This is a genomic window from Falsirhodobacter sp. 1013, from assembly GCF_051195255.1.
Classification (GTDB): Bacteria; Pseudomonadota; Alphaproteobacteria; order Rhodobacterales; family Rhodobacteraceae; genus Falsirhodobacter.
The window spans coordinates 65,430-90,233 of record NZ_JBNJLK010000008.1; the positions used below are offsets into that span (position 1 = coordinate 65,430).

The following is a 24,804-nucleotide window of genomic DNA, read 5'->3' on the forward strand; positions in this document are numbered from 1 at the left end:
CGTCAAGCGGGAAAGTTCCGCTTGCACGCGCGGGCCCGTCGGGCGATTGTCGCGGCCTTCCAAAGGAGCCAAGCGATGAGCAAGAAACCGGTCTGGGTGATCGAGAAGGAGCGGGCCAAGCGCGCCTCGGCCGCCGAGACGGTGTGGCTGTTCGGCATCCATGCCGTGCGCGATGCCCTGCTGAATCCCGCGCGCGAGAAATTGCGCCTGGTCGTGACGAAGAACGCGGCCGACCGTCTGGCCGACGCCATTCCTGAAAGCGGGATGGAGCCGGAGATTGTCGATCCCCGCAAGTTCGACGTGCCGATCGATCCCGAATCGGTGCATCAGGGCGCGGCGCTGGAAGTGAAGCCCCTGTCTTGGGGCAGCCTGGACGAGATCTGCGCCTCGGGCGAAGGCGCACCCCTGGTGGTGTGCCTGGACCGCGTGACCGATCCGCACAACGTGGGCGCCGTGTTGCGGTCGGCCGAGGTGTTCGGCGCCCGCGCCGTGATCGCGCCGCACCGTCATTCGGCACCGGAAACAGGCGCGCTGGCCAAGACCGCCTCGGGCGCGCTGGAACGCCAGCCCTATCTGCGCGTGCAGAACCTGTCGGATGCGATGGAAGATCTGCGCGGCATGGGCTTCGTCCTTCTGGGGCTGGAAGGGGAGGCGGATGTCACCCTTGGCGAGGCGCTGGCCGAAGTGGGCGATCGTCCCGTCGCGCTGGTGCTTGGCGCGGAAGGCCCGGGATTGCGCGAAAAGACGCGCGACACCTGCGACCGACTGGTGCGCATCCCCTTCACGGGGGCCTTTGGCTCGCTCAACGTGTCCAACGCGGCGGCCATCTCGCTTTATGCGGCAATCACGCGGCAGTGACTTGCACGTCTGTGGCCCCTATGTCACATGGGACGCAGAACGACGACGGGTTGATTGACAGGATCAAGTTTTTTCGGTCGAAGTGTTCACAGAATCGCGAAAGGGCTTCCAATTTGTTTTGGGGGCCCTATTCTATTTCAAGGACGGGGCCGGAACCCCCGTTTCCTGACTTCACTGTCCCTCGTTCCGTAACTTCGCCCGGTCTTCGTGATCGGGCGTTTTTTTTAGCCGGAGGCGTGAATGAGCCAAAGCGACGAGATGATCCGCGAGATCCTGCGCAGCACCCGCACCATTGCCGTCGTGGGCTGGTCGCCCAACCCCGGGCGGGCCAGCCATCAGGTCGCGGCCTTCCTGAAAACCCGCGGTTATCGTGTCTTCCCCGTCAATCCCGGACATGCGGGGGCGGAGGCTTTGGGCGAAACGGTGGTGGCCGATCTCCCCTCGCTTCCCGTAGTGGTGGACATGGTGGACATCTTCCGCCGGTCCGAGGATGTGCTGCCCGTGGTCGAACAGGCCGTGGCGCTGGAGGGGGTGAAGACGATCTGGATGCAGCTGGGCATCTCCAACGCCGAAGCGCGGGCCTTGGCCGAGGCCCGCGGTGTTCAGGTGGTGGAAGATCGTTGCCCGGCGATCGAGATCCCGCGCCTCAGCGTTTAGCCTTTTCCTCGATCCCCGAAGTGCCTTCGCGCCGTTCCAGTTCGGCCAGCACCTCGGCCAGCGTCACGTCGCGTGCGGCCAGCATGACCAGCAGGTGATAAAGCACGTCCGCCGCTTCCGACGTCAGCTTCGCGCGGTCGCCTTTCACGGCCTCGATGATGGCCTCCACGGCCTCCTCGCCGAACTTCTCGGCGCATTTCTCGGGGCCCTTGGCCAGCAGCTTCGCGGTCCAGGACGTGTCGGGATCGGCCCCCTTGCGGGAGGCCACCGTGGCGGCAAGGCGTTCCAGCGCGGTCATGCCATCCTCATCGGAATGCCGGCGGCGGCCATGTGGGCCTTGGCCTCGCCGATCGTGTGGGTGCCGAAGTGGAAGATCGACGCGGCGAGCACAGCCGACGCGCCGCCTTCCGTGACGCCTTCCACCAGATGGTCCAGCGTGCCGACCCCGCCTGAGGCGATGACGGGCACGTTCACCGCGTCCGAGATCGCGCGGGTCAGCGGGATGTTGAAGCCCGACCGTGTGCCGTCCCGGTCCATGGAGGTCAGCAGGATCTCGCCCGCGCCCTTGGCGGCCACGGTGCGGGCGAAGTCGACCGCGTCGATGCCGGTGGATTTGCGGCCGCCATGGGTGAAGATCTCCCACCGGCCCGGCTCCACGGTCTTGGCGTCGATGGCGACGACGATGCACTGGCTGCCGAAACGGTCCGCCGCGCGCGCCACCACGTCCGGATCCGCCACGGCGGCCGAGTTGAAGGACACCTTGTCGGCCCCCGCCAGCAGCAGGGCGCGCACATCCTCGGGCGTACGGACGCCGCCACCCACCGTCAGGGGCATGAAGCAGTGTTCCGCCGTGCGCGTCACGAGGTCGAACATCGTGCCGCGGTTTTCATGCGTCGCGTGGATGTCGAGAAAGCACAACTCGTCCGCGCCCGCCGCATCATAGGCGCGCGCCGCTTCCACCGGGTCGCCGGCGTCGATCAGGTCGATGAAGTTCACGCCCTTGACCACGCGGCCATCGGCGACGTCCAGGCACGGAATGATGCGGGTTTTCAGCATGGGGCCACCGGCGGGTGAAAGGTTGCGGTCAGCGAAGAACGGCCAGCGCCTCGGCCAGGTCGATCGCGCCATCGTACAGCGCGCGCCCCGAAATGGCACCGGCGATCACGCCCGTGTCGCGCAGGGCTGTCAGGTCCGACATCCGCGATACCCCGCCCGAGGCGATGACCGGGATCGACACGGCGCGGGCCAGCGCCTCCGTCGCCTCGATGTTGGGACCGCCCATGGCGCCGTCGCGGTCGATGTCGGTGTAGATGATGGCGGCCACGCCCGCATCCTCGAAGCTGCCGGCAAGGTCGGTCACCATGACGTCCGTCTCCTCGGCCCAGCCCTTGGTCGCGACGCGGCCCTTGCGGGCGTCGATGCCCACGGCGACGCGGCCGGGGAAGGCGCGGGCGGCCTCCCGCACCAGATCCGGGTTCTCCACCGCGACGGTGCCAAGGATGACGCGGGCAAGGCCCTTGTTCAGCCACATCTCGATCGTGGCCATGTCACGGATGCCGCCGCCCAGCTGGCAGGGCACGTCTACGGCGGACAGGATCGCCTCCACCGCCGCGGCGTTCACCGGCTGCCCGGCGAAGGCGCCGTTCAGGTCCACCAGATGCACCCATTCGCAGCCCGCATCCACGAACTTGGCGGCCTGAGCCGCCGGATCGTCGCCGAACACAGTGGCTGCCTCCATCTCTCCGCGTAACAGGCGCACGCACTGGCCGTCCTTGAGGTCGATGGCGGGGTAAAGGATCATGGCGCGGCTCCGGTTGCTTTGCCGCTTCCTAGCGCGGCTTCGGCGTCCGCGCAAACCTTGCCGCAGGGCAGGGGCGGATTACCTGCGCCAGATGCGTATCCTTGCCCTGCTGCTCATGGCCAGCCCCGCCTTCGCCGCCGACCCGATCGAGGGGACCTGGCGCACCACGCCCAATGGCAAGGGCGGGGTGGGACTTGTGCAGGTCGCGCCCTGCGGCACGGGTTTTTGCGGCACGGTTGCGGGTGATCTGGACGCGCGGGGGCAGGTGGTGCCGTCCGACATCCAGGGGCGGGCGGTGTTCCAGAACGTCCAAGGGGCGAACGGCAGCTATTCCGGTGGGCGCGTCATCAATCCGACCAATGGAAAAAGCTATGCCGCCCGCCTGATCCTGAAAGGCGACACGCTGGACGTGGGCGGCTGCCTTCTGGGCATCTGCCGGTCGGGCGGGGTGTGGCAGCGCCTGGATTAAGGGCGCCAGGCCAGGAAGTTGCGGATCAGGCGCATGCCGGTCGCCTGCGATTTTTCCGGGTGGAACTGGGTGCCGACCATGTTGTCGCGCCCGATGATGGCCGTAATCTGTGTCCCGTAGTTCGCATAGGCCAGCCGTTCCGCCGGATCCGTCACCCGGAAGTGATAGGAATGGACGAAATAGGCGTGATCGCCCGTGGCGATCCCCTCCAGCACGGGGTGCGGGTGGTCGATCACCAGATCGTTCCAGCCCATATGCGGCACCTTCAGGGACGGGTCGTCCGGCGTGATCTTCACGACCTCGCCTCCAACCCAATCGAAGCCGCGCACATCCTCGTACTCGCGGCCCCAGGTGGTCATCATCTGCATGCCCACGCAGATGCCAAGGAAAGGCCGGCCCTTCACGGTGACCGATTCCTCGATCGCCTCGAACAGCCCTCCATAGGCCCCCAATGCGCGGCGGCAGGCGGGGAAGGCACCGTCTCCCGGCAGCACGATGCGGTCGGCGCGGGCCACATCCTCGGGCTTGTCCGTCACGATCACGGTGCCGCCGGTTTCGGCCGCCGTCTTCTGGAACGCCTTTTCCGCCGAGTGCAGGTTGCCGCTGTCGTAATCGACCAGAACCGTCAGCATCAAAGCATTCCTTTCGTCGAAGGCAGGCCGGGGCTGCGGGGATCGGGCTCCACCGCTTCGCGCAGGGCGCGGGCGACGGCCTTGAAGGTGGCTTCGGCGATGTGGTGGCTGTTGACGCCGTGGATCAGGTCCACGTGCAGCGTGATGCCGGCATGGGTGGACAGGGCCTGGAAGAACTCCCGTACAAGCTCGGTGTCGAAGGACTTGATGGCGGGCGTGGGGAAGGGGACGTTCCAGATCAGGAAGGGGCGGGCCGACAGGTCCAGCGCGCAACGCACCAGCGCGTCGTCCATCGCAAGATGGAACGAGCCGTAGCGGCGAATGCCGCGCTTGTCGCCCAAAGCCTTGGTCAGCGCCTGACCGATGGCGATGCCGCAATCCTCGACCGTGTGGTGGTCGTCGATATGGGTGTCGCCGGTGGCGCGCAGCGTCAGGTCGATCAGGGAATGGCGCGACAGCTGGTCCAGCATGTGATCGAAGAAGCCGACGCCGGTCTGCACGTCGTAAACGCCCGTTCCGTCCAGGTTGACGGTCAGCGTGATGTCGGTTTCGGCGGTCTTGCGGGTGATGTCTGCGGTGCGCATCGCGGGTCTCCTTGTCCGGGGCCTTATAGGCGGCGGAAGAAATCCCTGCAATGTCTTGGTGATCTGGAGCGGGCGAGGCGATTCGAACGCCCGACCCTAACCTTGGCAAGGTTATGCTCTACCCCTGAGCTACGCCCGCGCTTCAGATCATCGGTCCAATTGGAGCGGGCGAGGCGATTCGAACGCCCGACCCTAACCTTGGCAAGGTTATGCTCTACCCCTGAGCTACGCCCGCACCGTTTGGACTGGCGGGGATTTAGGCCACGGCGCCGACGGGCGCAAGAGGAAAAATGAAGGCCAGCGAAAACAAAAGGGCGGCACCCACGGGTGCCGCCCTTTCTGACGCTGGCATGGCTGGCTGGCGGCGCAAAGCGCGGCTGGCTGGCGTGCCGGCGAAACTTATTCCGCCGCGATCTGGCCCGTGAAATGGCCGCACCAGTCATTTGCCGTCACGACCGGCCAGAAACCGCGCGCGTCGGCGGAGGGTTGCGTGACAGGCGGGTTGAAGCGGCACAGGCCGGCATCACGAACCGCCGGGGTTCCGTTGGCGACGTGGTCTTCGAAGAACACGCACTCGGCGCAATGTTTGGTCATATCCGAATCTCCATCAGAAGCTTGTTCATTCGGAGGCGCTCGGCCTTCCTTGGAATCAATCTAAGTCGACATACGCAGAACGTCAAGAAAAATAACCAATAAAAACATATAGATGACAGGTTCAGTCAGGTATGAAGGTCCAAGAAAAACAGTCGGTTTTGAAAGCAAAACGGTCGGCTTTACGTGCCTCCTGCCGAAGTCCCTGGCACCACATCGCTTTCTGGTGAACAGACCGCGAACGCTTTTCATTTGTCCCATCACGGGCTATCTTCCCATCCATGACCGGATCCGATGATTTCGATGCCTTCGAGGCGGCGGTGCCGCTGAGCCAGCGCGCCATGGCGGCGCGTCCCACCCCTTATCTGGAGGACCTGAACCCCGCACAGCGCGCGGCGGTGGAGGCCCTGGACGGTCCCGTGCTGATGCTGGCCGGGGCGGGGACGGGCAAGACCAAGGCGCTGACCTCGCGAATCGTGCACCTGCTGAACACGCAGCGGGCCCGCCCGAACGAGATTCTGGCCGTGACCTTCACCAACAAGGCCGCGCGCGAGATGAAGGACCGCGTGAGCCGCCTGCTCGGCGGGATGGAGGGGATGCCCTGGATGGGCACCTTCCATTCGATCAGCGTGAAGATCCTGCGGCGCCATGCCGAACTTGTGGGGCTGAAGTCGAACTTCACGATTCTGGACACTGACGACCAGATCCGCCTGCTGAAGCAATTGATCGTCGCCGCCAACATCGACGAGAAACGCTGGCCCGCGCGGATGATGGCGGGAATCATCGACGGCTGGAAGAACCGCGCCTGGACCCCGCGCCGCGTGCCGGCGTCCGAGGCTGGCGCCTTCAACCACCGCGGGACGGAAATCTACGAACAGTATCAGGACCGGCTGAAATCCCTGAACGCGGTCGATTTCGGCGACCTGCTGCTGCATGTGCTGACGATCTTCCAGGATCATCCCGACGTGCTGGCGCAATACCAGCGCTGGCTGCCCTACATCCTCGTGGACGAATATCAGGACACCAACTCGGCCCAGTATCTGTGGCTGCGGCTTCTGGCGCAGGCCCACAAGAACATCTGCTGCGTGGGGGACGACGACCAGTCGATCTACGGCTGGCGCGGTGCCGAGGTGGGCAACATCCTGCGATTCGAAAAGGATTTTCCCGGCGCCAAGGTCATCCGGCTGGAGCAGAACTACCGCTCCACCGAACACATCCTTGCGGCCGCCTCGGGCGTGATCGCGACCAATGCGGGGCGTCTGGGCAAGACGCTGTGGACCGCCGCCAAGGGTGGCGAGAAGGTGCGCCTTATCGGCCACTGGGACGGCGAGGAGGAAGCCCGCTGGATCGGCGAGGAGATCGAGGCGATGCAGCGCGGCACGCGGCGCATGGATCCGGTCGGCCTTGATTCGATGGCGATCCTTGTCCGCGCCTCCCACCAGATGCGCGCGTTCGAGGACCGGTTCCTGACCATCGGTCTGCCCTACCGCGTGATCGGCGGCCCGCGCTTCTATGAACGGTTGGAGATTCGGGACGCGATGGCCTATTTCCGGCTGGCGGTGTCGCCGGACGACGATCTGGCGTTCGAACGCGTGGTGAACACACCGAAGCGCGGCTTGGGTGACAAAGCGCAGCAATCCATCCAGCGGGCGGCACGCGAGGCTGACATGCCTCTTCTGGAAGGCGCGCGCGCGCTTCTGGCGCAGGGCGGGATCGGCGGCAAGGGCGCGGGCCAGCTGCGCCAGTTCGTCGAAGGCATCGACCGCTGGCACGCGGCCACCCTGCGCGAGCACAACCATATCGAGCTGGCCGAGACGATCCTTGACGAATCCGGCTACACCGCCATGTGGCAGAACGACAAGACGCCCGAGGCGCCGGGCCGGCTGGAAAACCTCAAGGAACTCGTGAAGGCGCTGGAGCAGTTCGAGAACCTTCAGGGATTCCTTGAACACGTGGCCCTGATCATGGACAACGAGCAGGGGGAGGTGGGGGAGAAGGTGTCCATCATGACCTTGCACGCGGCCAAGGGGCTGGAGTTTCCCGCAGTCTTCCTTCCCGGTTGGGAGGATGGGCTGTTCCCGTCGCAGCGCGCCATGGACGAATCCGGCCTGAAAGGTCTGGAGGAGGAACGGCGGCTGGCCTATGTCGGCATCACGCGGGCCGAACGGATCTGCACCGTGTCCTTTGCCGCCAACCGCCGCGTCTACGGGCAATGGCAATCGGCGCTTCCGTCGCGCTTCATCGACGAACTGCCCGCCGCGCATGTGGAGGTGCTGACACCGCCTGGCCTTTACGGGGGCGGCTTCGGCGCGGCGGCGACACCGATGGACCAGCGGGTGGCAAGCGCGGACGTCTACAACTCCCCAGGATGGAAGCGGATGCAGGATCGCGCCACGTCGCGGCCCATGTCGCAGCCCCGCGAATCAAAGAACGTGGTGATCGACCTTCAGGCCGTGGCCAAGTTCACGACGGGCGATCGCGTGTTCAGCACGAAGTTCGGCTATGGCACCGTGCAGGGCGTGGAAGGCGACAAGCTGGACGTGGCGTTCGACAAGGCCGGGTCGAAGAAGATCGTCGCCAGCTTCGTCGTGGCCGCCGATCGGGCGGACGACGTTCCCTTCTGACACCACCGGACACCGGACAAAAGAAAACGGCGGCACCCAGGGAGGAGGAGGGGTACCGCCGTTTCTGTCACGTCCGGCCCAGGGAGGAGGAGGGGCCGTCGATCTGAAGGAACATCGCCCAGGGAGGAGGAGGGGCGCCGTTCCAGCCTTGCAGCCACCGGGGAGGAGGTGGTGACCGAAGAGGGTGGCAGCGCCCAGGGAGGAGGAGGGGCGCCGCCATATCGTCAGTGGCCAGGGAGGAGGAGGGCCACCGATGAAACTTTTTGCGGCGACCCCAGGGAGGAGGAGAGGGTCGCCGCGTAACGGACGGCCCAGGGAGGAGGAGGGGCCGAACGCATCTTGTGTGAAGCACGAGGCTTCGAACAGGTGCGGCAACATCAGGGAGGGGATGCTACCGCTCTTCGTAAGGCCCAGGGAGGAGGAGGGGCCAGACGAGGAAACTTACTTGCCGTATGCGGCTTCGCGGGCCACATTGCGGATGGACATCCGGTTCAGCCCCAGATCACCCAGTTCGCGGGCCGACAGGGCGTTGAGTTCGGCCACCGTCTGGCGATACAGGGCGCGGCGCTGGAGGCCCGACTTGATCACGTCGAGCAGGCCACCGAAGCGGAAACCGTCGCGAGCGATCTGAGCGGAGGCTGCCTGAGCCATGGTCTTTCACCTTGTGTCTGTGTTTGCGCTATCTTCGGCGGTTGCCATGTCCGGCGCTGTTGAAGCCAATGTGCGGGTTTTGCTGCACCTGCACAATCCCGCTTCGCGTCAACGCTGCCATGCAGCATCCGCATGGCTGGCCCGGCGCACCGCATACGTCCTGCACGGCACTGCCCGAAAAGCGGGCAGGTCGTGAACAACGCCTTGCGCTTCCACCGGTTCTGACCAAGTTGTCGCTGGACTGTCACAGGAGTGGACCATGACCCCAAGCCGCGATTCCATCCTTGCCGCACTGGACCGGATCGAGGTTCCGGGCGGAACGCTCGTGTCGCGCGACATGGTGCGCGCGCTGGTCATCGAGGAGGGCGCCGTCCGCTTCGTGATCGAGGCGGCCTCGGCCGAGCAGGCCCGCCTGATGGAGCCCGTGCGCGCCCGGGCGCAGGCCGCGCTGGAGGCCCTGCCGGGCGTCCGCTCCGCCTCGGTGGTGCTGACGGCCGAGGCGGCCGCGCCGAAGCTGAAGCTGGGGCGACATCCCACGCCGGACCAGGGGCCGCAGGCCGTTCCCGGCGTCCAGCGCATCCTGGCCATCGGGTCCGGCAAGGGTGGGGTGGGCAAATCCACCGTGTCGTCGAACCTCGCAGTGGCGCTGGCGCGGCAGGGGCGGCGGGTCGGGCTTCTGGACGCCGACATCTACGGTCCTTCGCAGCCGCGGATGATGGGCGTGTCGAAGCGTCCGGCCTCGCCCGATGGAAAGACGATCATCCCGCTGAAGGCGCATGGCGTGACGATGATGTCCATAGGCCTGATGGTGAAGGAGGAGGAGGCCATCGTCTGGCGCGGGCCCATGCTGATGGGTGCGTTGCAGCAGATGCTGGGACAGGTGGCATGGGGGGAGCTGGACGTTCTTCTGGTCGACCTGCCGCCCGGCACCGGGGACGTGGCCATGACCCTGTGCCAGCGCACGCAGCTGACCGGCGCCATCGTCGTGTCCACCCCGCAGGATGTGGCGCTTCTGGACGCGCGCAAGGCCCTGGACATGTTCCACCGGCTGGGCACCCCGGTTCTGGGCCTGATCGAGAACATGAGCGTGTTCGTCTGTCCCAATTGCGGCCACGAATCCCACATCTTCGGTCACGGCGGCGTGGCGGCCGAAGCGGCGCGTCTGGATGTGCCTTTCCTGGGGGAGCTTCCCCTGGAGTTGTCGGTGCGTCTCGCGGGCGATGCCGGAACGCCGGTCGCGGCGGGGGAAGGGCCCATGGCCGACGCCTATGCCCGTCTGGCTCAGCGCCTGATCGGCGGCGATCTCGCCTGATCCGGGATCGGCTGGGACGGACGGGATTTTCCGGGACGGCCTGACATTTCAAAGAATCACGAAACGGCGAGGCGGGGGCGCGGCGGGCAAAACCTGTGGCGCCCCCGCCGCATTGGGGCGGGAATGAGCGAGTTTCAGCACAGCGGCTGGGACAATCTGGGCGGGCGAAAAAACACAAGATAGGGTGCGGCAACCGCTGAATATCGCTAAATCTTGAAGTAATTTACAATCTTGGGAAGATGTGGATCGGAAGGGTGCCTCTGGCGTCACAAAATGTTCCGGAACAAGACCCATTTTTTTCCTTTACGTCCCACCTCATCCCATGTCATCCCTGTTCTCACGACGACGAGGGCGGCAGTTGAACAGGGGCACGCAAAGACCCCGAAACGGCAAGAACCTTTCAGGTTTCATACAGGCAACCGCTTTCGTCACCAAAAACAGATCCGGCGCGCGGCCGAGCAGTCATCCCCCGAGGTGGGCGCGCGCAGCTGGACACCCAGCGATGGGACAGACCGGCGGATCGGGCAGTGGCAGCCGCTCGATCCGCCGTTTTCCGTTCGGGGATCCCCCTCGGACATGAAGGCAGGATGCGGGTGTGTCGGAAGCGTTCAGAGGCGAGTTCAACCAGAAGGTTGACGCGAAGGCGCGGGTCCTGATCCCCGTCGCCTTTCGCCGCGTGCTTCAGGACGGCGACCCGCTGGCCAAGGAAACCAACCGCCCGCGCATCGTGATGGTGTATGGCGACGCGCGCCGCAAGTTCGTCGAATGCTACACCATGGCCGAAATGGCGCTGCTGGAGCAGAAGATCCTTCTGTTGCCCGCCGGTTCGCCCCAGCGCCGCATCCTGGAGCGCAACTACATCACCCTGTCCGCCACGATCGAGGTGGACGAGGATGGACGCATCGTCCTGCCGCCCAAGGTCCGCGACAAGCTGGGCCTGTCCGCCGACGCCATCAAGGCCACAGTGGAGGCGGTGTTCGCCGGCACGCTCAACACCTTCCAGATCTGGACCCGCGACGCCTTCGACGAGGAGCTTGCCGCCCGCGAGGACGAGGAGCTGGCCCTTCTGGAGGGCGGTGTCGACATGCTGACCCTGTTGCAAGGCTGATTATGGACGCCCCCCACGTTCCCGTTCTTCTGACCCCGCTGCTGGCGGCGGTGGCGCCGGTTTCCGGCCTTTGGCTGGATGGCACCTTCGGCGCCGGCGGCTACACCCGCGGCCTGATCGAGGCGGGGGCCGACCACGTCATCGGCATCGACCGCGATCCCCTGGCGCTGGAGATGGCGGCGAAGACGGATTGGGACGGCAAGGTCAAACTGGTCGCCGGCACCTTCTCGGATCTTGACGACCATGGTCCGCTGGATGGGGTGGTGCTGGATCTGGGGGTCTCCTCCATGCAGCTGGATCTGGCCGAACGGGGCTTTTCCTTCATGAAGGACGGCCCCTTGGACATGCGGATGAGCCAAGACGGCGAATCTGCCGCCGATCTGGTGAACACCGCCTCCGACACCGTTCTGGCCGACATCCTGTATCACTTCGGCGAGGAGCGGGCCTCGCGCCGCATCGCGGGCGCCATCGTTCGGGCCCGTGCCGAAAAGCCGATCACCACCACCCTGCAACTGGCCGAAATCGTGGCGAAATGCCTGCCGCGCCCGAAGCCGGGGCAAAGCCATCCCGCCACCCGCAGCTTCCAGGCGCTGCGCATCGCGGTGAACACCGAATTCGATCAGCTGGTGCTGGGGCTGGAGGCGGCGGAGCGTGCCCTGAAACCAGGCGGCAAGCTGGCGGTCGTGACCTTCCATTCGCTGGAAGACCGCATCGTCAAGCGCTTCTTCCAGCACCGGTCCGGGCAGGAATCGCAGGCCAACCGCTATGCCCCCGCCGTGCAGACCGAAGCGCCGCGCTTCGTGCCGCTGACCAGGCGCGCCGTCGGCCCGGACGAGGACGAGCTGGCGGTGAACCCGCGTTCCCGCTCGGCCAAGCTGCGGGTGGGGCAGCGCACCGACGCGCCCGCCGGTCGCACCGATCCTTCCGTTCTGGGCGTGCCGATGCTGCCGAAGAAGGGAGGGCGCTGATGCGTCCGTTCCTGTACATCGTCAGCTTTCTGGCCGTGATGTTTCTGGCCTTCTGGGCGTATCGCGAAAACTACACCACGCAGAACATGCTCAAGGAAGTGTCGTCGCTGAACCGCCAGATCGCGGACCTGCGCACGCGGCTGGCCATGCAGAACGCCGAATGGGCCTTCCTGAACCGTCCGGACCGCTTGCAGGATCTGGTCAATGCCAATTTCGACCGCCTTCAACTGCTGCCGATGACCGCCGCCCAGTTCGGCGGGCCGGAGCAGGTGACCTATCCGCCCGAACCGCTGTTCGGCCTGACCATTGATCCCAACGCCGCGCAGGATGAGCTGATCCCATGATCCGAGTGCCGCTTCGCCCGCTTGCCCGCATCCTTTCGGCCCGTCAGATGGGCGGCGACCCCGACGCGATCGAGCGTGAGAACCTGCGCCTGCGGCACGAAAGCATGCGTGACCGTGCCCGGACGCGCGCCGAAGGCCGCCTTCTGTTCATGGGCCTCGCGTTCTTCATGATCTTCCTGGTGATCGGCGTGCGGATGGGACTTCTGGCCTCGGACGAGCCGACGGAGCCGCGCCTGGCCCTTCCGGGGCACGAGATTTCAGCCAACCGGGCGGACATCGTGGACCGCCGCGGCCGGATCCTGGCCACGAACATGCAGACCTATGCGCTGTACGCCCACCCGCAGGACATGGTCGATCCGCACCATGTCGCCGTGGAACTGGGCAAGCTGTTCCCCGAGATGGACGCCGCCGCGCTGGAGCGTCGTTTCACCGACGGGCGCAAGTTCATGTGGATCCGCAAGAAACTGTCGCCCGAACAGATGCAGGCGGTTCACGACATCGGCGATCCGGGGCTGCTGTTCGGCCCGCGCCAGATGCGCCTTTATCCGAACGGGACGCTCGCCTCGCATGTGCTGGGCGGGGCGACCTTCGGCGCCGAAGGCGTGGCCTCGGCCGAGGTGGTCGGCATGGCGGGGATCGAACGGTTCGAGGATGCGCGCCTGCGCGACCCGGCCCAGACCGAGCCGCTGGCCTTGTCGCTGGACATGACGTTGCAGCAGGCGGTCACCGACGTGTTGGACGCCGGCATGAAGATGATGAACGCCAAGGGCGCCGCCGGCGTGCTGATGGACGTCAAGACGGGCGAGGTGCTGAGCCTCGTGTCGTTGCCCGACTTCGACCCGAACGACCGGCCCGCGCCGCTGCTGACCGGGGATCCGGGCGACAGCCCCCTGTTCAACCGCGCCGTGCAGGGGGTCTATGAACTCGGCTCCACCTTCAAGATCTTCACGGCGGCCAATGGCATCCAGCTGGGGCTGGTCACGCCCGACACCATCATCGACGGCAACGCGCCGCTGATCTGGGGCAAGTACCGCATCAACGAATTCGAAGGCCACAACTACGGCATGCAGACGGTGGCGGAGGTGATCCAGCATTCGTCGAACGTGGGTACCGCGCGCATCGCGCTGGAGATCGGGGCTGAACGCCAGAAGGTGTTCATGCGCTCGCTCGGCCTGTTCGACCCGTCGCCGATCGAACTGGTGGAAGCGCCGGGTGCCAAGCCCATCGTGCCCCCCCGCTGGCCCGAGATCGTGACGATCACCACCTCCTATGGGCACGGCATCGCGGCCAGCCCGATGAATCTGGCCGCCGCCTACGCCACCATCGCCAATGGCGGTGCCAAGGTGACGCCGACGCTGCTGAAGCGGGATGGTCCGGTGCATGGCGAACAGGTCATGTCCTCCGAGGTCGCGGCGCAAGCCGTGCACATGCTGCGGCTTGTAGTCACCAAAGGCACGGCCAGCTTCGCGCGCATCCCCGGCTATCCAGTGGGGGGCAAGACGGGCACGGCCGACAAGCCCAACCCGCATGGCGGTTATTATAAGGACCGCGTTGTGAACACCTTCGCTTCGGTCTTCCCGACCAACGACCCGAAATATGTTCTGGTGGTGACGTTGGACGAGCCTTCGGACAACACCCTGGCCCGGCCGCGCCGTTCGGCGGGCTGGACCGCCGTGCCCGTCGCCGCCGAGGTGATCCGCCGCGTTGTTCCCCTTCTGGGCCTGCGCCCGACCGAGGAGCCGGAGGAAGCCGTGGCCGAACTGACCGCGAACGTGGAATGACGGAGACCGCATGGCACGACCGACCAAATCCCTGGCCGATCTGGGCCTGACCGCGCGCGGCGGCCGCGAAGCGCGGATCGCCGGACTGGCCGCCGACAGCCGCCAGGTGCGCGACGGCTTCCTGTTCGCGGCCCTTCCTGGCAGCCACGCCCATGGCGCGGATCACGTGCCCATGGCGGTGGAGCAGGGGGCGGTCGCCATCCTGACCGACGCGGCCGGGGCCGCCCGCATCGGGGCCGTCGATGTCGCGGTGATCGTGGCCGAGGATCCCCGCCAGTCGCTGGCCGGGTCCGCCGCCCTGTGGTTCGGGGCCCAACCCGCGACGATGGTCGCGGTGACGGGCACCAACGGCAAGACCTCCGTCGCCACCTTTGCGCGGCAGATCTGGGCGCTGCTCGGCCGTGCGGCCATCAACATCGGCACCACCGGCGTGGAAGGGGCATGGACCGCCCCGTCGCCCCACACGACGCCTGAACCCATCACCCTGCACCGCCTGCTGGCCGAGGCCGCGCAGGCCGGCGTCACCCATGCCGCGATGGAGGCGTCCTCGCACGGGCTGGACCAGCGCCGGCTGGACGGGGTGCACCTGAAGGCAGCCGGGTTCACGAACTTCACGCAGGACCATCTGGATTATCACGGCACGTTCGACGCGTATTTCGACGCCAAGGCCGGGCTGTTCACCCGTCTTCTGCCGCCCGAAGGCGTGGCGGTCGTCAATCTGGACGATCCGCGCGGGATGGATGTGGCCCGTCTGGCCGCCGAACGCGGCATCGCCACGATGGGCGTCGGGGCAGGGGACAAGGCCGATCTGCGCATCCTCGCCCAGCGCTTCGACGCCACGGGGCAGGAGCTGCGTCTGCACTGGAAAGGCGCGGCCCATCAGGTGCGCCTGAACCTGATCGGCGGCTTCCAGGCACAAAACGTCGCGCTCGCGGCCGGCCTTGTCATCGGCGCTGGCGCCCCCGCGCGGGAGGTGTTCGAGGTTCTGCCCGACCTGACCGGCGTGCGCGGCCGGATGCAACTGGCCGCCACGCGCCGCAACGGGGCGGCGGTTTATGTCGACTACGCCCACACGCCCGACGCGATCGCGACGGCGCTGAAAGCCCTGCGCCCGCATGTGATGGGCCGCATCGTCGTCGTCTTCGGCGCGGGCGGCGACCGTGACCGCACGAAGCGTCCGCTGATGGGGGCGGCCGCCGCGAAACATGCCGACATCTGCATCGTCACCGACGACAACCCGCGCTCCGAAGATCCGGCCACGATCCGTGCCGCGATCCTGGAAGCCTGCCCCGAGGCGACGGAAGTCGGCGACCGGGCCGAGGCGATTCTGCGCGGCGTCGATGCGCTGGGCTCGGGCGACGCACTTCTGATCGCGGGCAAGGGGCATGAAACGGGGCAGGTCATCCGCGGTGATGTCTTCCCCTTCGACGATGTCGAACAGGCTTCCGTCGCCGTGGCGGCGCTGGATGGGGTCATATGATCCCGCACGTGACTTCAACCCAAGGAAAGGCGCGGAACCTCGCGGTTCCGCTGCAACGCTGATGACCGATACACCGCTCTGGACCTCCACCGAGGCTGCGGCCGCCACGGGTGGCCGCACCGGCGCATGGGACGCCACCGGCGTGTCCATCGACACCCGCACCCTGAAACCGGGCGACCTGTTCGTGGCCCTGACGGATGTGCGGGACGGCCATGATTTCGTGGAAGCGGCGCTGGCCCGGGGCGCGGCCGCAGCACTCGTGTCCCGCGTGCCCGAAGGTGCGTCCGAAGGCTCGCTTCTGGTGGTGCCGGACGTGCTGCAGGCCTTGCGCGATCTGGGCGCCGCCGCACGGGCGCGGACGAAGGCGAAGGTGATCGGGATCACGGGGTCGGTCGGCAAGACCTCCACCAAGGAGATGTTGCGGGCCGCCCTGTCGGGGCAGGGCCGCGTCCATGCGGCCGAGGCGAGCTACAACAACCACTGGGGCGTGCCGCTGACGCTGGCCCGCATGCCCGCCGACGCGGATTTCGCCGTGATCGAGATCGGGATGAACCATCCCGGAGAGATCGCCCCGCTGGCGCGGCTGGCCGATCTGGACGTGGCGATGATCACGACCGTCGCCCCCGCGCATCTGGCGGCCTTTGCCAATGTGGAGGAGATCGCGCGCGAGAAGGCCGCGATCTTTGAAGGGCTGCGCGCGAACGGCGTGGCGGTCCTGCCGGCCGATCTGGAGGTGACGCCCGTGCTGCTGGAAGGCGCGCAGGGCCATGCCGTGCAGACCTTCGGCACCACCGGCAATTACCGCGCCTGTGACATCCAGGCGACCGAGTTCGCGACTGTGGTGCGCGTCGCGCATGAGGGGCAGGAGCGGCTGTTCAAGGTCGCCACCCCCGGCCGCCATTTCGCGATCAACGGGCTGGGCGTGCTGGCGGTGGCGGACGCCTTGGGCCTTGATCCCGCGCTGACCGCCGCCGATCTGGGCCGGTGGAGCCCGCCCGCCGGCCGCGGCACCCGCGAACGGATCGTGCTGGACCCGGTGGACGACCTGTTCTTCGATCTGGTGGACGACGCGTTCAACGCGAACCCCGCCTCGGTCGCGGCCAGCCTTGATCTGGTGGCGGTGATGCGCCCGCAGGACGGGATGGGCCGCGTGGGCAAGGGCCGCCGCATCGCCGTTCTGGGCGACATGCTGGAACTGGGGAACACGGAGGCCGCGCTGCACGCCGCCATCGCGGACCACCCCGCCATCGCCGCCTATGATTGCATCCATTGCGTCGGTCCCCGCATGCGCGCGTTGCACGAAGCGCTTCCCCGCCGACAGCGGGGGGAGTGGGTGGCCGATGCGCAGGATCTTGCCATGCAGGCGCGAACGCTGGTCGATGCCGGCGACATCGTGCTCGTCAAAGGATCCAAGGGCATCAGGGTCAGCCTCGTGGTTGACGCGCTGCGCAAACTGGGGCAGGGCACGCACTCTTTGGAACAAGGGGCGGACTGATGCTTTCTCTGCTTACGCAACTGTCGGACGGCGGGGATATCTTCAACCTGTTCCGCTACATCACCTTCCGGGCGGGGGGCGCGTTCTTCACGGCACTGGTCTTCGGCTTCCTGTTCGGGCGTCCGCTGATCAACTTCCTGCGCATCAAGCAGAAGAAGGGCCAGCCGATCCGCGCCGACGGCCCGACGACCCACTTCTCCAAGGCCGGCACGCCGACAATGGGGGGGCTCCTGATCCTCACCTCGCTGGTGGTGTCGACGTTGCTTTGGGCGCAGTTGTCGAACCCCTATGTCTGGATCGTGCTGCTGGTGACGCTGGCCTTCGGGCTGATCGGCTTTGCCGACGATTACGCCAAGGTCACGAAGCAGACGACGGCCGGCGTGTCGGGGCGGGTGCGGATGGCGCTGGGCCTGCTGACGGCGCTTCTGGCGACGCTGGCGGCCGCTCATTTCCATCCGGACGCGTTGACCAACGAACTGGCGCTGCCCTTTGTCAGCACGATGATCAACCTCGGCATCTTCTTCATTCCGTTCGGGATGCTGGTGATCGTGGGCTCGGCCAACGCCGTGAACCTGACCGACGGTCTGGACGGGCTGGCCATCATGCCGGTGATGATCGCGTCGGGCACGCTGGGCGCCATCGCCTATGCCGTGGGCCGGGTCGACTTCACGACCTATCTGGGCATCCACTATGTCCCCGGCACGGGGGAGTTGTTGATCTTCGTCGCGGCCCTGATCGGCGGCGGCCTCGGCTTCCTGTGGTACAACGCGCCGCCCGCCGCCGTCTTCATGGGCGACACGGGATCGCTGGCCCTGGGCGGGGCGCTGGGCGCCATCGCCGTCTGCGCGAAACACGAGATCGTCTGGGCCATCGTCGGCGGCCTTTTCGTGGTGGAGGCGCTGTCCGTCATCATCCAGGTCCTGTACTTCAAGAAGACCGGCAAGCGCGTGTTCCTGATGGCCCCGATCCACCACCACTTCGAAAAGAAGGGCTGGGCGGAGCCGCAGATCGTCATCCGCTTCTGGATCATCTCGCTCATCCTCGCGCTGATCGGGCTGGCCACCCTGAAGGTGCGTTGATCTCGTCCTTCCGTCGCCGCATGGTGCGGGCAAATGGCGAAGGGGTGATCAGATGATTCCGGTTCAGGGCTATGCAGGGCGGAAGGTCGCGGTTCTGGGGCTGGGCCGGTCGGGGCTTGCCACAGCGCACGCGCTGGTCGCGGGCGGGGCGGAACCGCTGGTCTGGGACGACAGCCCCGAGGCCCGCGCCCGCGCGGAAGGGGAGGGGTTCACCCCCTTCGACCTGACCCGCAACTCCGCCTTCGACGATGTGGCGGTGCTGATCGTCAGCCCCGGCATCCCGCATCTCTATCCCACGCCGAACAAGGTCATCGCCCGCGCGCTGGAACTGGGCGTGCCGGTGGACAACGACATCGGCCTGTTCTTCCGGTCCTTCGCGACCAAGGACTGGGACGCGTTCGACCAGATGCCGAAGGTGATCTGCGTCACGGGATCGAACGGCAAGTCCACCACCACCGCCCTGATCCACCACATCGTGGAGGAGGCCGGCCGCCCCGTGCAGATGGCCGGCAACATCGGCCGCGGCGTGCTGGATCTGGACCCCGCGCAGGATGGTGAGGTGATCGTGCTGGAACTGTCCAGCTACCAGACCGAACTTGCCCGCGCGCTGACGCCGGATGTTGCGGTCTTCACCAACCTGTCGCCGGACCATCTGGACCGGCATGGCGGCATGGGCGGCTATTTCGCGGCCAAGCGACGGCTGTTCACGCAAGGCGGGCCAGACCGCTGCGTCATCGGCGTGGACGAGATGGAGGGCCGCTTCCTTGCGAACCAACTGTCCGTCGCCCCCGAGGATGACCGCGTGATCCGCATCTCGGTCGAAGGAAAGCTGGAAGGGTTCGGCTGGTCCGTGTCGGCCCGCAAGGGGTTCCTGAGCGAGTGGCGCCGGGGGCGGCAGGTCGCCTCGGTCGACCTGCGGGGGATGACGGGGCTGCCCGGATCGCACAACCATCAGAACGCCTGCGCGGCCTATGCCGCCGCGCGGACACTGGGCCTGAACCCCCGCCAGATCGAGGCGGCTCTGGCCTCGTTCGCGGGCCTGCCGCATCGCAGCCAGCTTGTGGGCGAACGCGGCGACGTGCGATTCGTGAACGATTCCAAGGCGACGAACGTGGACAGCGCGGCCAAGGCCCTGCAGGCCTTCGGGCGCATCCGCTGGATCGCGGGCGGCATGGGCAAGGACGGGGGCATCGCGGCGCTTCAGCCGCATCTGGGATCGGTGGTGAAGGCTTACTTAATCGGCCATTCCGCGCGCGACTTCGCGCTGCAGCTGGGCGGCACCCCGCACGAGATCTGCGAAACCATGGAACGCGCCGTCGAGCGTGCGGCGGCCGAGGCTGAGCCGGGCGACGTGGTCCTTCTGGCCCCCGCCGCCGCAAGCTTCGACCAGTATCCGAATTTCGAAAAGCGGGGTGAGCATTTCACCGCCCTCGTGGCCGCGCTGGGCTAAGGTTTCCGCTGGTCAGACGCCAAGGCATGCGCTACGCTTTGTCACAGACCCGGAAAACCGGGCATGGCAGTGACAGGCAGTTTCCATGACAGAAATGGTTCATGGCGCGATTCCCGCACGGGCGTCGGAGCCGGTTCTTCCCCGTTGGTGGCGGACCATCGACAAGTGGTCCCTGACCTCCATCTTCGTGCTGTTCGGGCTGGGGCTGCTTCTGGCGCTGGCGGCGTCGGTTCCGCTGGCGACACGCAACGGGCTGCCGCAATTCTATTACGTGGAACGTCAGATGTTCTTCGGCGGCATGGCGATGGTCGCGATGGTGACCATTTCCATGATGTCACCCGACATGGTGCGTCGTCTGGGTGTCCTCGGGTTCGCCCTGTCCTTTGTCGCGCTGGTCTTCCTGCCCTTTGCCGGGACGGATTTCGGCAAGGGCGCGATCCGGTGGTACAGCCTTGGCTTCGCATCATTCCAGCCGTCGGAATTCCTGAAGCCCGGCTTCATCATCGTGGCCGGCTGGCTGATGGCCGCGGGGCAGGAGATCAACGGCCCGCCCGGCAAGCGCATCAGCTTCGTGCTGCTGATCGTCATCGCGGGCTTCCTGTCCATGCAGCCCGACTTCGGCCAGACCGCCCTGATCCTGTTCGGGTGGAGCGTGATCTACTTCGTGGCCGGTGCGCCGATGGTGCTGATCCTCAGCTTCATGGGGGCGATCGCCTTCGCGGGCACGCTGTTCTATGAAAGCTCCGAACACTTCGCCCGGCGTATCGACGGGTTCCTGAACCCCGAACTCGACCCGCGGACCCAGCTGGGTTACGCGGCGAACGCGATCATCGAAGGCGGGTTCTTCGGCGTCGGCGTGGGCGAGGGGCAGGTGAAATGGTCGCTGCCCGATGCGCATACCGACTTCATCATCGCTGTCGCGGCCGAGGAATACGGGTTGATCCTCGTCCTCTGCATCATCGCGCTGTACGCCACGGTTGTGGTGCGCAGCCTGTTCCGCCTGATGCGCGAACGCGATCCCTTCATCCGGCTGGCGGGCACGGGATTGGCCTGCATCTTCGGCGTGCAGGCGATCATCAACATGGGGGTGGCAGTGCGCCTGCTGCCCGCCAAGGGGATGACGCTGCCCTTTGTCAGCTATGGCGGATCGTCGGTCATCGCGGCCGGGATCACCGTGGGCATGCTGCTGGCCCTGACCCGCACCCGCCCGCAGGGCGAAATCGGCGACATCCTGTTTAAGCGGAGCCGTTGATGGACGCGACACCGGAAAGCCCCCTCCTGCTCATCGCGGCGGGGGGGACCGGCGGGCATATGTTTCCCGCACAGGCGCTGGCCGAGGCGATGATCGCCAAGGGCTGGCGCGTCAAACTTTCCACCGATGAACGCGGCGCCCGCTATGCCGGCGGGTTCCCGGCTGCGGTGGCGGTGGAACAGGTGGCCTCGGCCACCTTTGCCCGTGGTGGAACGCTGGCGAAGGCGGGTGTTCCGTTCCGCATCGCGCGGGGGGTCTGGACAGCGTATCGCGCCATGCGCCGGGACCGCCCGGCGATGGTGATCGGCTTTGGCGGCTATCCATCCATCCCCGCACTGACGGCGGCCGGGATGTTGCACCTGCCACGCGTGATCCATGAACAGAACGGCGTGCCGGGGCGGGTGAACCGCATTTTCGCCCCGAAGGTGAACGAGGTCGCCTGCGGCATCTGGCCGACAGATTTGCCCAAGGGCGTGAAGGCGATCCACACCGGCAACCCCGTGCGTCAAAGCGTGCTGGACCTTGCGGCCGCCCCCTATGCGGCGCCCGAGGGGATCCTGCAGGTGCTGGTGATCGGCGGCAGCCAAGGCGCCCGCGTGTTGTCGAAGATCGTGCCGGACGCCTTTGGCCGCCTGCCGCGGGCCCTGCGCGAACGCCTGCGCATCAGCCACCAGGCCCGGGCCGAGGATGCCGAGGCCGTCATCCGCACCTATCGCGACAGCGCGATCGAGGCGGAGGTCCGTCCCTTCTTCGACGACGTGCCGCAGCGCATCGCGCAGGCGCAGCTCGTGATCTCCCGCTCGGGTGCAAGTTCCATCGCGGACATCACCGTGATTGGCCGTCCGTCGATCCTGATCCCCTTTGCCGCGGCGGCGGGTGACCATCAGACCGCCAACGCGCGGCCGCTGGTGCAGGGGCAGGCGGCGTCGATCCTGCCCGAAGCGCAGCTTGACGCCATCACCCTTTCCGAACACATCACCGCCATCCTGAACCAGCCGGAGGCCGCGCGCCGCATGGCCGCCAATGCGCTTGCGCTGGGCCGGCCCGATGCCACCGAGCGGCTGGTCGAGGTGGTGGAAGCCCTGAGGACCAAATGAACGCTGCAACCAAGCTGCCGGGAGAACTCGGCCCCATCCATTTCGTCGGCATCGGTGGCATCGGCATGTCCGGCATCGCCGAGGTTCTGATGACGCTGGGCTATTCTGTGCAGGGGTCGGACGCGAAGGCGTCGAAGATCACCGAGCGGCTGGTGGGCCTGGGGGCGACTTTCTTCGAAGGCCAGCGGGCCGAGAACATCGGCGAGGCGGCCGTGGTCGTCATCTCCTCTGCCATCAAGAAGGGCAATCCGGAGCTGGAGGAGGCGCGCCGTCGCCAGCTTCCCGTCGTCCGACGGGCCGAGATGCTGGCCGAACTGATGCGCCTGCGGTCCAACATTGCGGTCGCGGGCACGCATGGAAAAACGACGACCACAACGATGGTGGCGACGCTGCTGGACAAGGGCGGCTTCGACCCCACAGTCATCAATGGCGGCGTGATCCACGCCTATGGCTCCAACGCTCGGGCCGGGGCGGGGGAGTGGATGGTGGTGGAGGCGGATGAGAGCGACGGTTCGTTCAACCGCCTGCCTGCAACCATCGCCATCGTGACCAACATCGACCCCGAGCATATGGAGCATTGGGGCAGCTTCGACGCGCTGCGAAAGGGCTTCCACGATTTCGTGTCGAACGTGCCGTTCTATGGTCTGGCCGTCTGCTGCACCGACCATCCCGAGGTTCAGGCGCTGGTCGGGCGGGTGACGGACCGCCGCATCGTGACCTTTGGCTTCAACGCGCAGGCCGATATCCGGGCGATCAACCTGCGCTATGAAAACGGCATCGCGCATTTCGACGTGGCGCTTCAGGCCGAGGGGACGGTGATCGAGGGCTGCACCCTGCCGATGCCGGGCGATCATAACGTGTCGAACGCCTTGGCCGCCGTGGCCGTGGCCCGCCATCTGGGCATGAAACGGGCCGAGATCCGCGAGGCGCTGGCCGCCTTTGGCGGCGTCAACCGCCGCTTCACCAAGGTGGGGGAGGTCGGTGGCGTCACCATCATCGACGATTACGGCCACCATCCGGTGGAGATCACGGCCGTCCTCAAGGCCGCGCGTCAGGCCACGAAGGGCCGCGTGATTGCCGTCCACCAGCCCCACCGTTATTCCCGTCTGCACAGCCTGTTCGAGGATTTCTGCACCTGCTTCAACGAGGCGGACGTGGTCGCCATCGCCGACATCTACGCAGCGGGCGAGGAGCCGATCGAGGGTGCGGGCCGCGATGATCTGGTGGCCGGCCTGATCGCGCATGGTCACCGCCACGCGCGCGCCATCCTGTCCGAGGATGATCTGGAGCGGCTGGTCCGCGAACAGGCGCGTCCGGGGGACATGGTCGTCTGCCTTGGCGCGGGCACCATCTCGGCCTGGGCGAACGCCCTTCCGGGGAGGCTTGGATGATCGTCGCCCTTCCGGTCGCGTTATGGTTCCTGTGCGCCTTCGTTCTTCGGACACGGCCGAGGGCGGGAATCGGATGGCTGCTGACGCTGACGGGAATACCGATGCTGGGTCTGGTCACATGGCAGGCGGGCCCGCTTTGGGGCTTCGTGGCGATGGCCGTCGCGCTGACGCTGCTGCGGACCCCGTTCCGCACCGTGCGCGCGCGTGCGAGGAGGGCGGTGGAATGATGCCGGACGTGCGCGGGACCATGACCGCCAACCGGCCTATGGCCGACCTCACCTGGCTGCGCGTCGGCGGACCGGCGGACTGGCTGTTCCAACCCGCGGACGAGGAGGATCTGGCGAGCCTCCTGTCCAACCTTCCGGACACGGTGGCCGTGTTCCCGATGGGCGTGGGATCGAACCTGATCGTGCGCGACGGGGGATTGCGGGCCGTTGTGATCCGTCTGGGGCGCGCCTTCAATGAAATTCGGGTGGACGGCGACCGCGTGATTGCCGGTGCCGCCGCGCTGGACGCGCATGTGGCCCGCAGGGCCGCCGAAGCGGGCCGCGACCTGACCTTTTTGCGCACCATACCCGGCAGCATCGGCGGCGCGGTGAGAATGAACGCGGGCTGCTATGGCAGCTACGTTTCCCATCATCTGGAAGAGGTGCGGGCTGTCACGCGGGCCGGGAAGGTCGTGACGATCCCCGCCGCCGAACTGAACCTGCGCTATCGCCAGTCCGACATTCCCGATGGCTGGGTCGTGACGCAGGCCGTGTTCCGCGCCGGGGCAGCGGACCCCGAAGCCTTGGCCGCGCGGATGGCCGACCAGCTGGCCAAGCGCGACGAAAGCCAGCCCACGAAGGACCGCAGCGCCGGTTCCACCTTTCGCAATCCGGTGGGCCACTCCTCCACCGGCCGCGCGGACGATTCGCACGAGTTGAAGGCGTGGAAGGTCATCGACGACGCCGGAATGCGTGGCGCAACCCTGGGTGGAGCGCAGATGAGCGTGAAACATTCCAACTTTCTGATCAATATGGGGGGGGCCACCGCCGCCGATCTGGAGAATCTGGGCGAACTGGTCAGAAAGAGGGTTTCCGAAACCTCTGGTCTTGCATTAGAGTGGGAAATCATGCGGGTCGGAGAATCCGCTGAAAAATAACGAAGAATTAACAGCCGGTTAACGGTTGGGACCAGA

The 24,804-nt window shown here is 66.6% G+C and carries 25 protein-coding genes and 2 tRNA genes; 18 read left to right on the forward strand and 9 right to left on the reverse strand.

Translation table 11 applies throughout. The features are described 5' to 3' along the window. The first annotated feature begins 75 nt into the window (after positions 1–75). Positions 76–858, forward strand: coding sequence for a 23S rRNA (guanosine(2251)-2'-O)-methyltransferase RlmB (gene rlmB / locus ACSHZY_RS12350; protein WP_435169528.1), 783 nt, complete (start codon positions 76–78; stop codon positions 856–858). A 240-nt stretch (positions 859–1,098) separates the two neighbouring features. Beyond that, positions 1,099–1,515: a CoA-binding protein gene (locus ACSHZY_RS12355; protein WP_435169530.1), complete on the forward strand. Its 417-nt coding sequence runs from the start codon at positions 1,099–1,101 to the stop codon at positions 1,513–1,515. On the opposite strand, the gene ACSHZY_RS12360 is transcribed toward ACSHZY_RS12355, so the two are convergent. Genes ACSHZY_RS12360 through hisA form a run of 3 tightly spaced genes read right to left on the reverse strand, consistent with a single transcriptional unit; the run spans position 1,505 to position 3,316 of the window. Next, positions 1,505–1,813 carry a phosphoribosyl-ATP diphosphatase gene (locus tag ACSHZY_RS12360; protein WP_435169532.1) on the reverse strand — a complete coding sequence of 103 codons (309 nt, stop codon included), beginning with the start codon at positions 1,811–1,813 and terminating at the stop codon, positions 1,505–1,507. The two genes, ACSHZY_RS12355 and ACSHZY_RS12360, sit on opposite strands and share 11 nt — an antisense overlap. After that, positions 1,810–2,571 carry an imidazole glycerol phosphate synthase subunit HisF gene (gene hisF / locus ACSHZY_RS12365; protein WP_435169534.1) on the reverse strand — a complete coding sequence of 254 codons (762 nt, stop codon included), beginning with the start codon at positions 2,569–2,571 and terminating at the stop codon, positions 1,810–1,812. The genes ACSHZY_RS12360 and hisF overlap by 4 nt, the downstream gene beginning before the upstream one ends. A 28-nt stretch (positions 2,572–2,599) precedes the next feature. Next, on the reverse strand, positions 2,600–3,316 hold the full coding sequence (hisA, locus tag ACSHZY_RS12370) for a 1-(5-phosphoribosyl)-5-[(5-phosphoribosylamino)methylideneamino]imidazole-4-carboxamide isomerase (RefSeq protein ID WP_435169536.1): 717 nt from the start codon (positions 3,314–3,316) through the stop codon (positions 2,600–2,602). Between the two features lie 91 nt (positions 3,317–3,407). Here hisA and ACSHZY_RS12375 point away from each other — a divergent pair, with 91 nt between their 5' ends. Then, on the forward strand, positions 3,408–3,785 hold the full coding sequence (locus ACSHZY_RS12375; RefSeq protein ID WP_435169538.1) for a DUF2147 domain-containing protein: 378 nt from the start codon (positions 3,408–3,410) through the stop codon (positions 3,783–3,785). Here the strand turns inward: ACSHZY_RS12375 and hisH are convergent. From hisH to ACSHZY_RS12400, 5 genes are all read right to left on the reverse strand, one after another. Further along, the gene (hisH, locus tag ACSHZY_RS12380; RefSeq protein ID WP_435169539.1) at positions 3,782–4,417 is read right to left on the reverse strand and encodes an imidazole glycerol phosphate synthase subunit HisH; all 636 of its coding nucleotides are present in this window, start codon (positions 4,415–4,417) and stop codon (positions 3,782–3,784) included. The two genes, ACSHZY_RS12375 and hisH, sit on opposite strands and share 4 nt — an antisense overlap. Beyond that, the gene (hisB, locus tag ACSHZY_RS12385; RefSeq protein WP_435169541.1) at positions 4,417–5,001 is read right to left on the reverse strand and encodes an imidazoleglycerol-phosphate dehydratase HisB; all 585 of its coding nucleotides are present in this window, start codon (positions 4,999–5,001) and stop codon (positions 4,417–4,419) included. Before hisB ends, hisH begins: the two co-directional genes overlap by 1 nt. Before the next feature lie 64 nt (positions 5,002–5,065). Continuing rightward, positions 5,066–5,140: transfer RNA gene (locus tag ACSHZY_RS12390), tRNA-Gly, on the reverse strand. Between the two features lie 21 nt (positions 5,141–5,161). Next, positions 5,162–5,236: transfer RNA gene (locus tag ACSHZY_RS12395), tRNA-Gly, on the reverse strand. 164 nt (positions 5,237–5,400) lie between these two features. Further along, entirely contained in the window at positions 5,401–5,595 is a 195-nt protein-coding gene (locus tag ACSHZY_RS12400; RefSeq protein ID WP_271971689.1) for a hypothetical protein, read from the reverse strand. 278 nt (positions 5,596–5,873) lie between these two features. Between ACSHZY_RS12400 and ACSHZY_RS12405 the strand changes: the two genes are divergently transcribed. Beyond that, entirely contained in the window at positions 5,874–8,216 is a 2,343-nt protein-coding gene (locus ACSHZY_RS12405; RefSeq protein WP_435169543.1) for an ATP-dependent helicase, read from the forward strand. A gap of 441 nt (positions 8,217–8,657) precedes the next feature. Here ACSHZY_RS12405 and ACSHZY_RS12410 read toward each other — a convergent pair whose 3' ends face one another. Continuing rightward, complete coding sequence (locus tag ACSHZY_RS12410) at positions 8,658–8,867, reverse strand: DUF1127 domain-containing protein (RefSeq protein WP_435169545.1); 210 nt, start codon at positions 8,865–8,867, stop codon at positions 8,658–8,660. A 259-nt stretch (positions 8,868–9,126) separates the two neighbouring features. Between ACSHZY_RS12410 and ACSHZY_RS12415 the strand changes: the two genes are divergently transcribed. The 14 genes from ACSHZY_RS12415 to murB all read left to right on the forward strand — a co-directional run bounded on the left by ACSHZY_RS12415 (position 9,127) and on the right by murB (position 24,768). Then, positions 9,127–10,179, forward strand: a complete 1,053-nt coding sequence (locus ACSHZY_RS12415) for an Mrp/NBP35 family ATP-binding protein (RefSeq protein ID WP_435169547.1) — start codon at positions 9,127–9,129, stop codon at positions 10,177–10,179. Between the two features lie 595 nt (positions 10,180–10,774). Continuing rightward, positions 10,775–11,287 carry a division/cell wall cluster transcriptional repressor MraZ gene (gene mraZ, locus ACSHZY_RS12420; RefSeq protein ID WP_435169549.1) on the forward strand — a complete coding sequence of 171 codons (513 nt, stop codon included), beginning with the start codon at positions 10,775–10,777 and terminating at the stop codon, positions 11,285–11,287. A gap of 2 nt (positions 11,288–11,289) precedes the next feature. Then, on the forward strand, positions 11,290–12,255 hold the full coding sequence (rsmH, locus tag ACSHZY_RS12425; protein WP_435169550.1) for a 16S rRNA (cytosine(1402)-N(4))-methyltransferase RsmH: 966 nt from the start codon (positions 11,290–11,292) through the stop codon (positions 12,253–12,255). Further along, positions 12,255–12,599 (forward strand): cell division protein FtsL, encoded by a 345-nt coding sequence (gene ftsL / locus ACSHZY_RS12430; protein WP_435169552.1) that lies wholly within the window; start codon positions 12,255–12,257, stop codon positions 12,597–12,599. Before rsmH ends, ftsL begins: the two co-directional genes overlap by 1 nt. Beyond that, the gene (locus tag ACSHZY_RS12435) at positions 12,596–14,380 is read left to right on the forward strand and encodes a peptidoglycan D,D-transpeptidase FtsI family protein (protein WP_435169554.1); all 1,785 of its coding nucleotides are present in this window, start codon (positions 12,596–12,598) and stop codon (positions 14,378–14,380) included. Before ftsL ends, ACSHZY_RS12435 begins: the two co-directional genes overlap by 4 nt. A 10-nt stretch (positions 14,381–14,390) precedes the next feature. Beyond that, entirely contained in the window at positions 14,391–15,860 is a 1,470-nt protein-coding gene (locus tag ACSHZY_RS12440) for a UDP-N-acetylmuramoyl-L-alanyl-D-glutamate--2,6-diaminopimelate ligase (protein ID WP_435169556.1), read from the forward strand. Between the two features lie 61 nt (positions 15,861–15,921). Then, entirely contained in the window at positions 15,922–17,355 is a 1,434-nt protein-coding gene (locus tag ACSHZY_RS12445) for a UDP-N-acetylmuramoyl-tripeptide--D-alanyl-D-alanine ligase (protein ID WP_435169558.1), read from the forward strand. Next, a complete protein-coding gene (gene mraY / locus ACSHZY_RS12450; RefSeq protein WP_435169560.1) occupies positions 17,355–18,434 on the forward strand; it encodes a phospho-N-acetylmuramoyl-pentapeptide-transferase in 1,080 nt (359 codons plus the stop codon). Before ACSHZY_RS12445 ends, mraY begins: the two co-directional genes overlap by 1 nt. 52 nt (positions 18,435–18,486) lie before the next feature. Continuing rightward, positions 18,487–19,884, forward strand: coding sequence for a UDP-N-acetylmuramoyl-L-alanine--D-glutamate ligase (gene murD / locus ACSHZY_RS12455; protein WP_435169562.1), 1,398 nt, complete (start codon positions 18,487–18,489; stop codon positions 19,882–19,884). Between the two features lie 85 nt (positions 19,885–19,969). Continuing rightward, entirely contained in the window at positions 19,970–21,136 is a 1,167-nt protein-coding gene (locus tag ACSHZY_RS12460; protein WP_435169564.1) for a peptidoglycan glycosyltransferase FtsW, read from the forward strand. Then, on the forward strand, positions 21,136–22,233 hold the full coding sequence (gene murG, locus ACSHZY_RS12465) for an undecaprenyldiphospho-muramoylpentapeptide beta-N-acetylglucosaminyltransferase (protein WP_435169566.1): 1,098 nt from the start codon (positions 21,136–21,138) through the stop codon (positions 22,231–22,233). The genes ACSHZY_RS12460 and murG overlap by 1 nt, the downstream gene beginning before the upstream one ends. Further along, positions 22,230–23,624, forward strand: a complete 1,395-nt coding sequence (gene murC, locus ACSHZY_RS12470) for a UDP-N-acetylmuramate--L-alanine ligase (protein WP_435169568.1) — start codon at positions 22,230–22,232, stop codon at positions 23,622–23,624. Before murG ends, murC begins: the two co-directional genes overlap by 4 nt. Beyond that, the gene (locus tag ACSHZY_RS12475) at positions 23,621–23,851 is read left to right on the forward strand and encodes a DUF2484 family protein (RefSeq protein WP_435169570.1); all 231 of its coding nucleotides are present in this window, start codon (positions 23,621–23,623) and stop codon (positions 23,849–23,851) included. Before murC ends, ACSHZY_RS12475 begins: the two co-directional genes overlap by 4 nt. Beyond that, positions 23,848–24,768, forward strand: a complete 921-nt coding sequence (gene murB / locus ACSHZY_RS12480) for a UDP-N-acetylmuramate dehydrogenase (RefSeq protein ID WP_435169572.1) — start codon at positions 23,848–23,850, stop codon at positions 24,766–24,768. The genes ACSHZY_RS12475 and murB overlap by 4 nt, the downstream gene beginning before the upstream one ends. Positions 24,769–24,804: the final 36 nt, after the last annotated feature.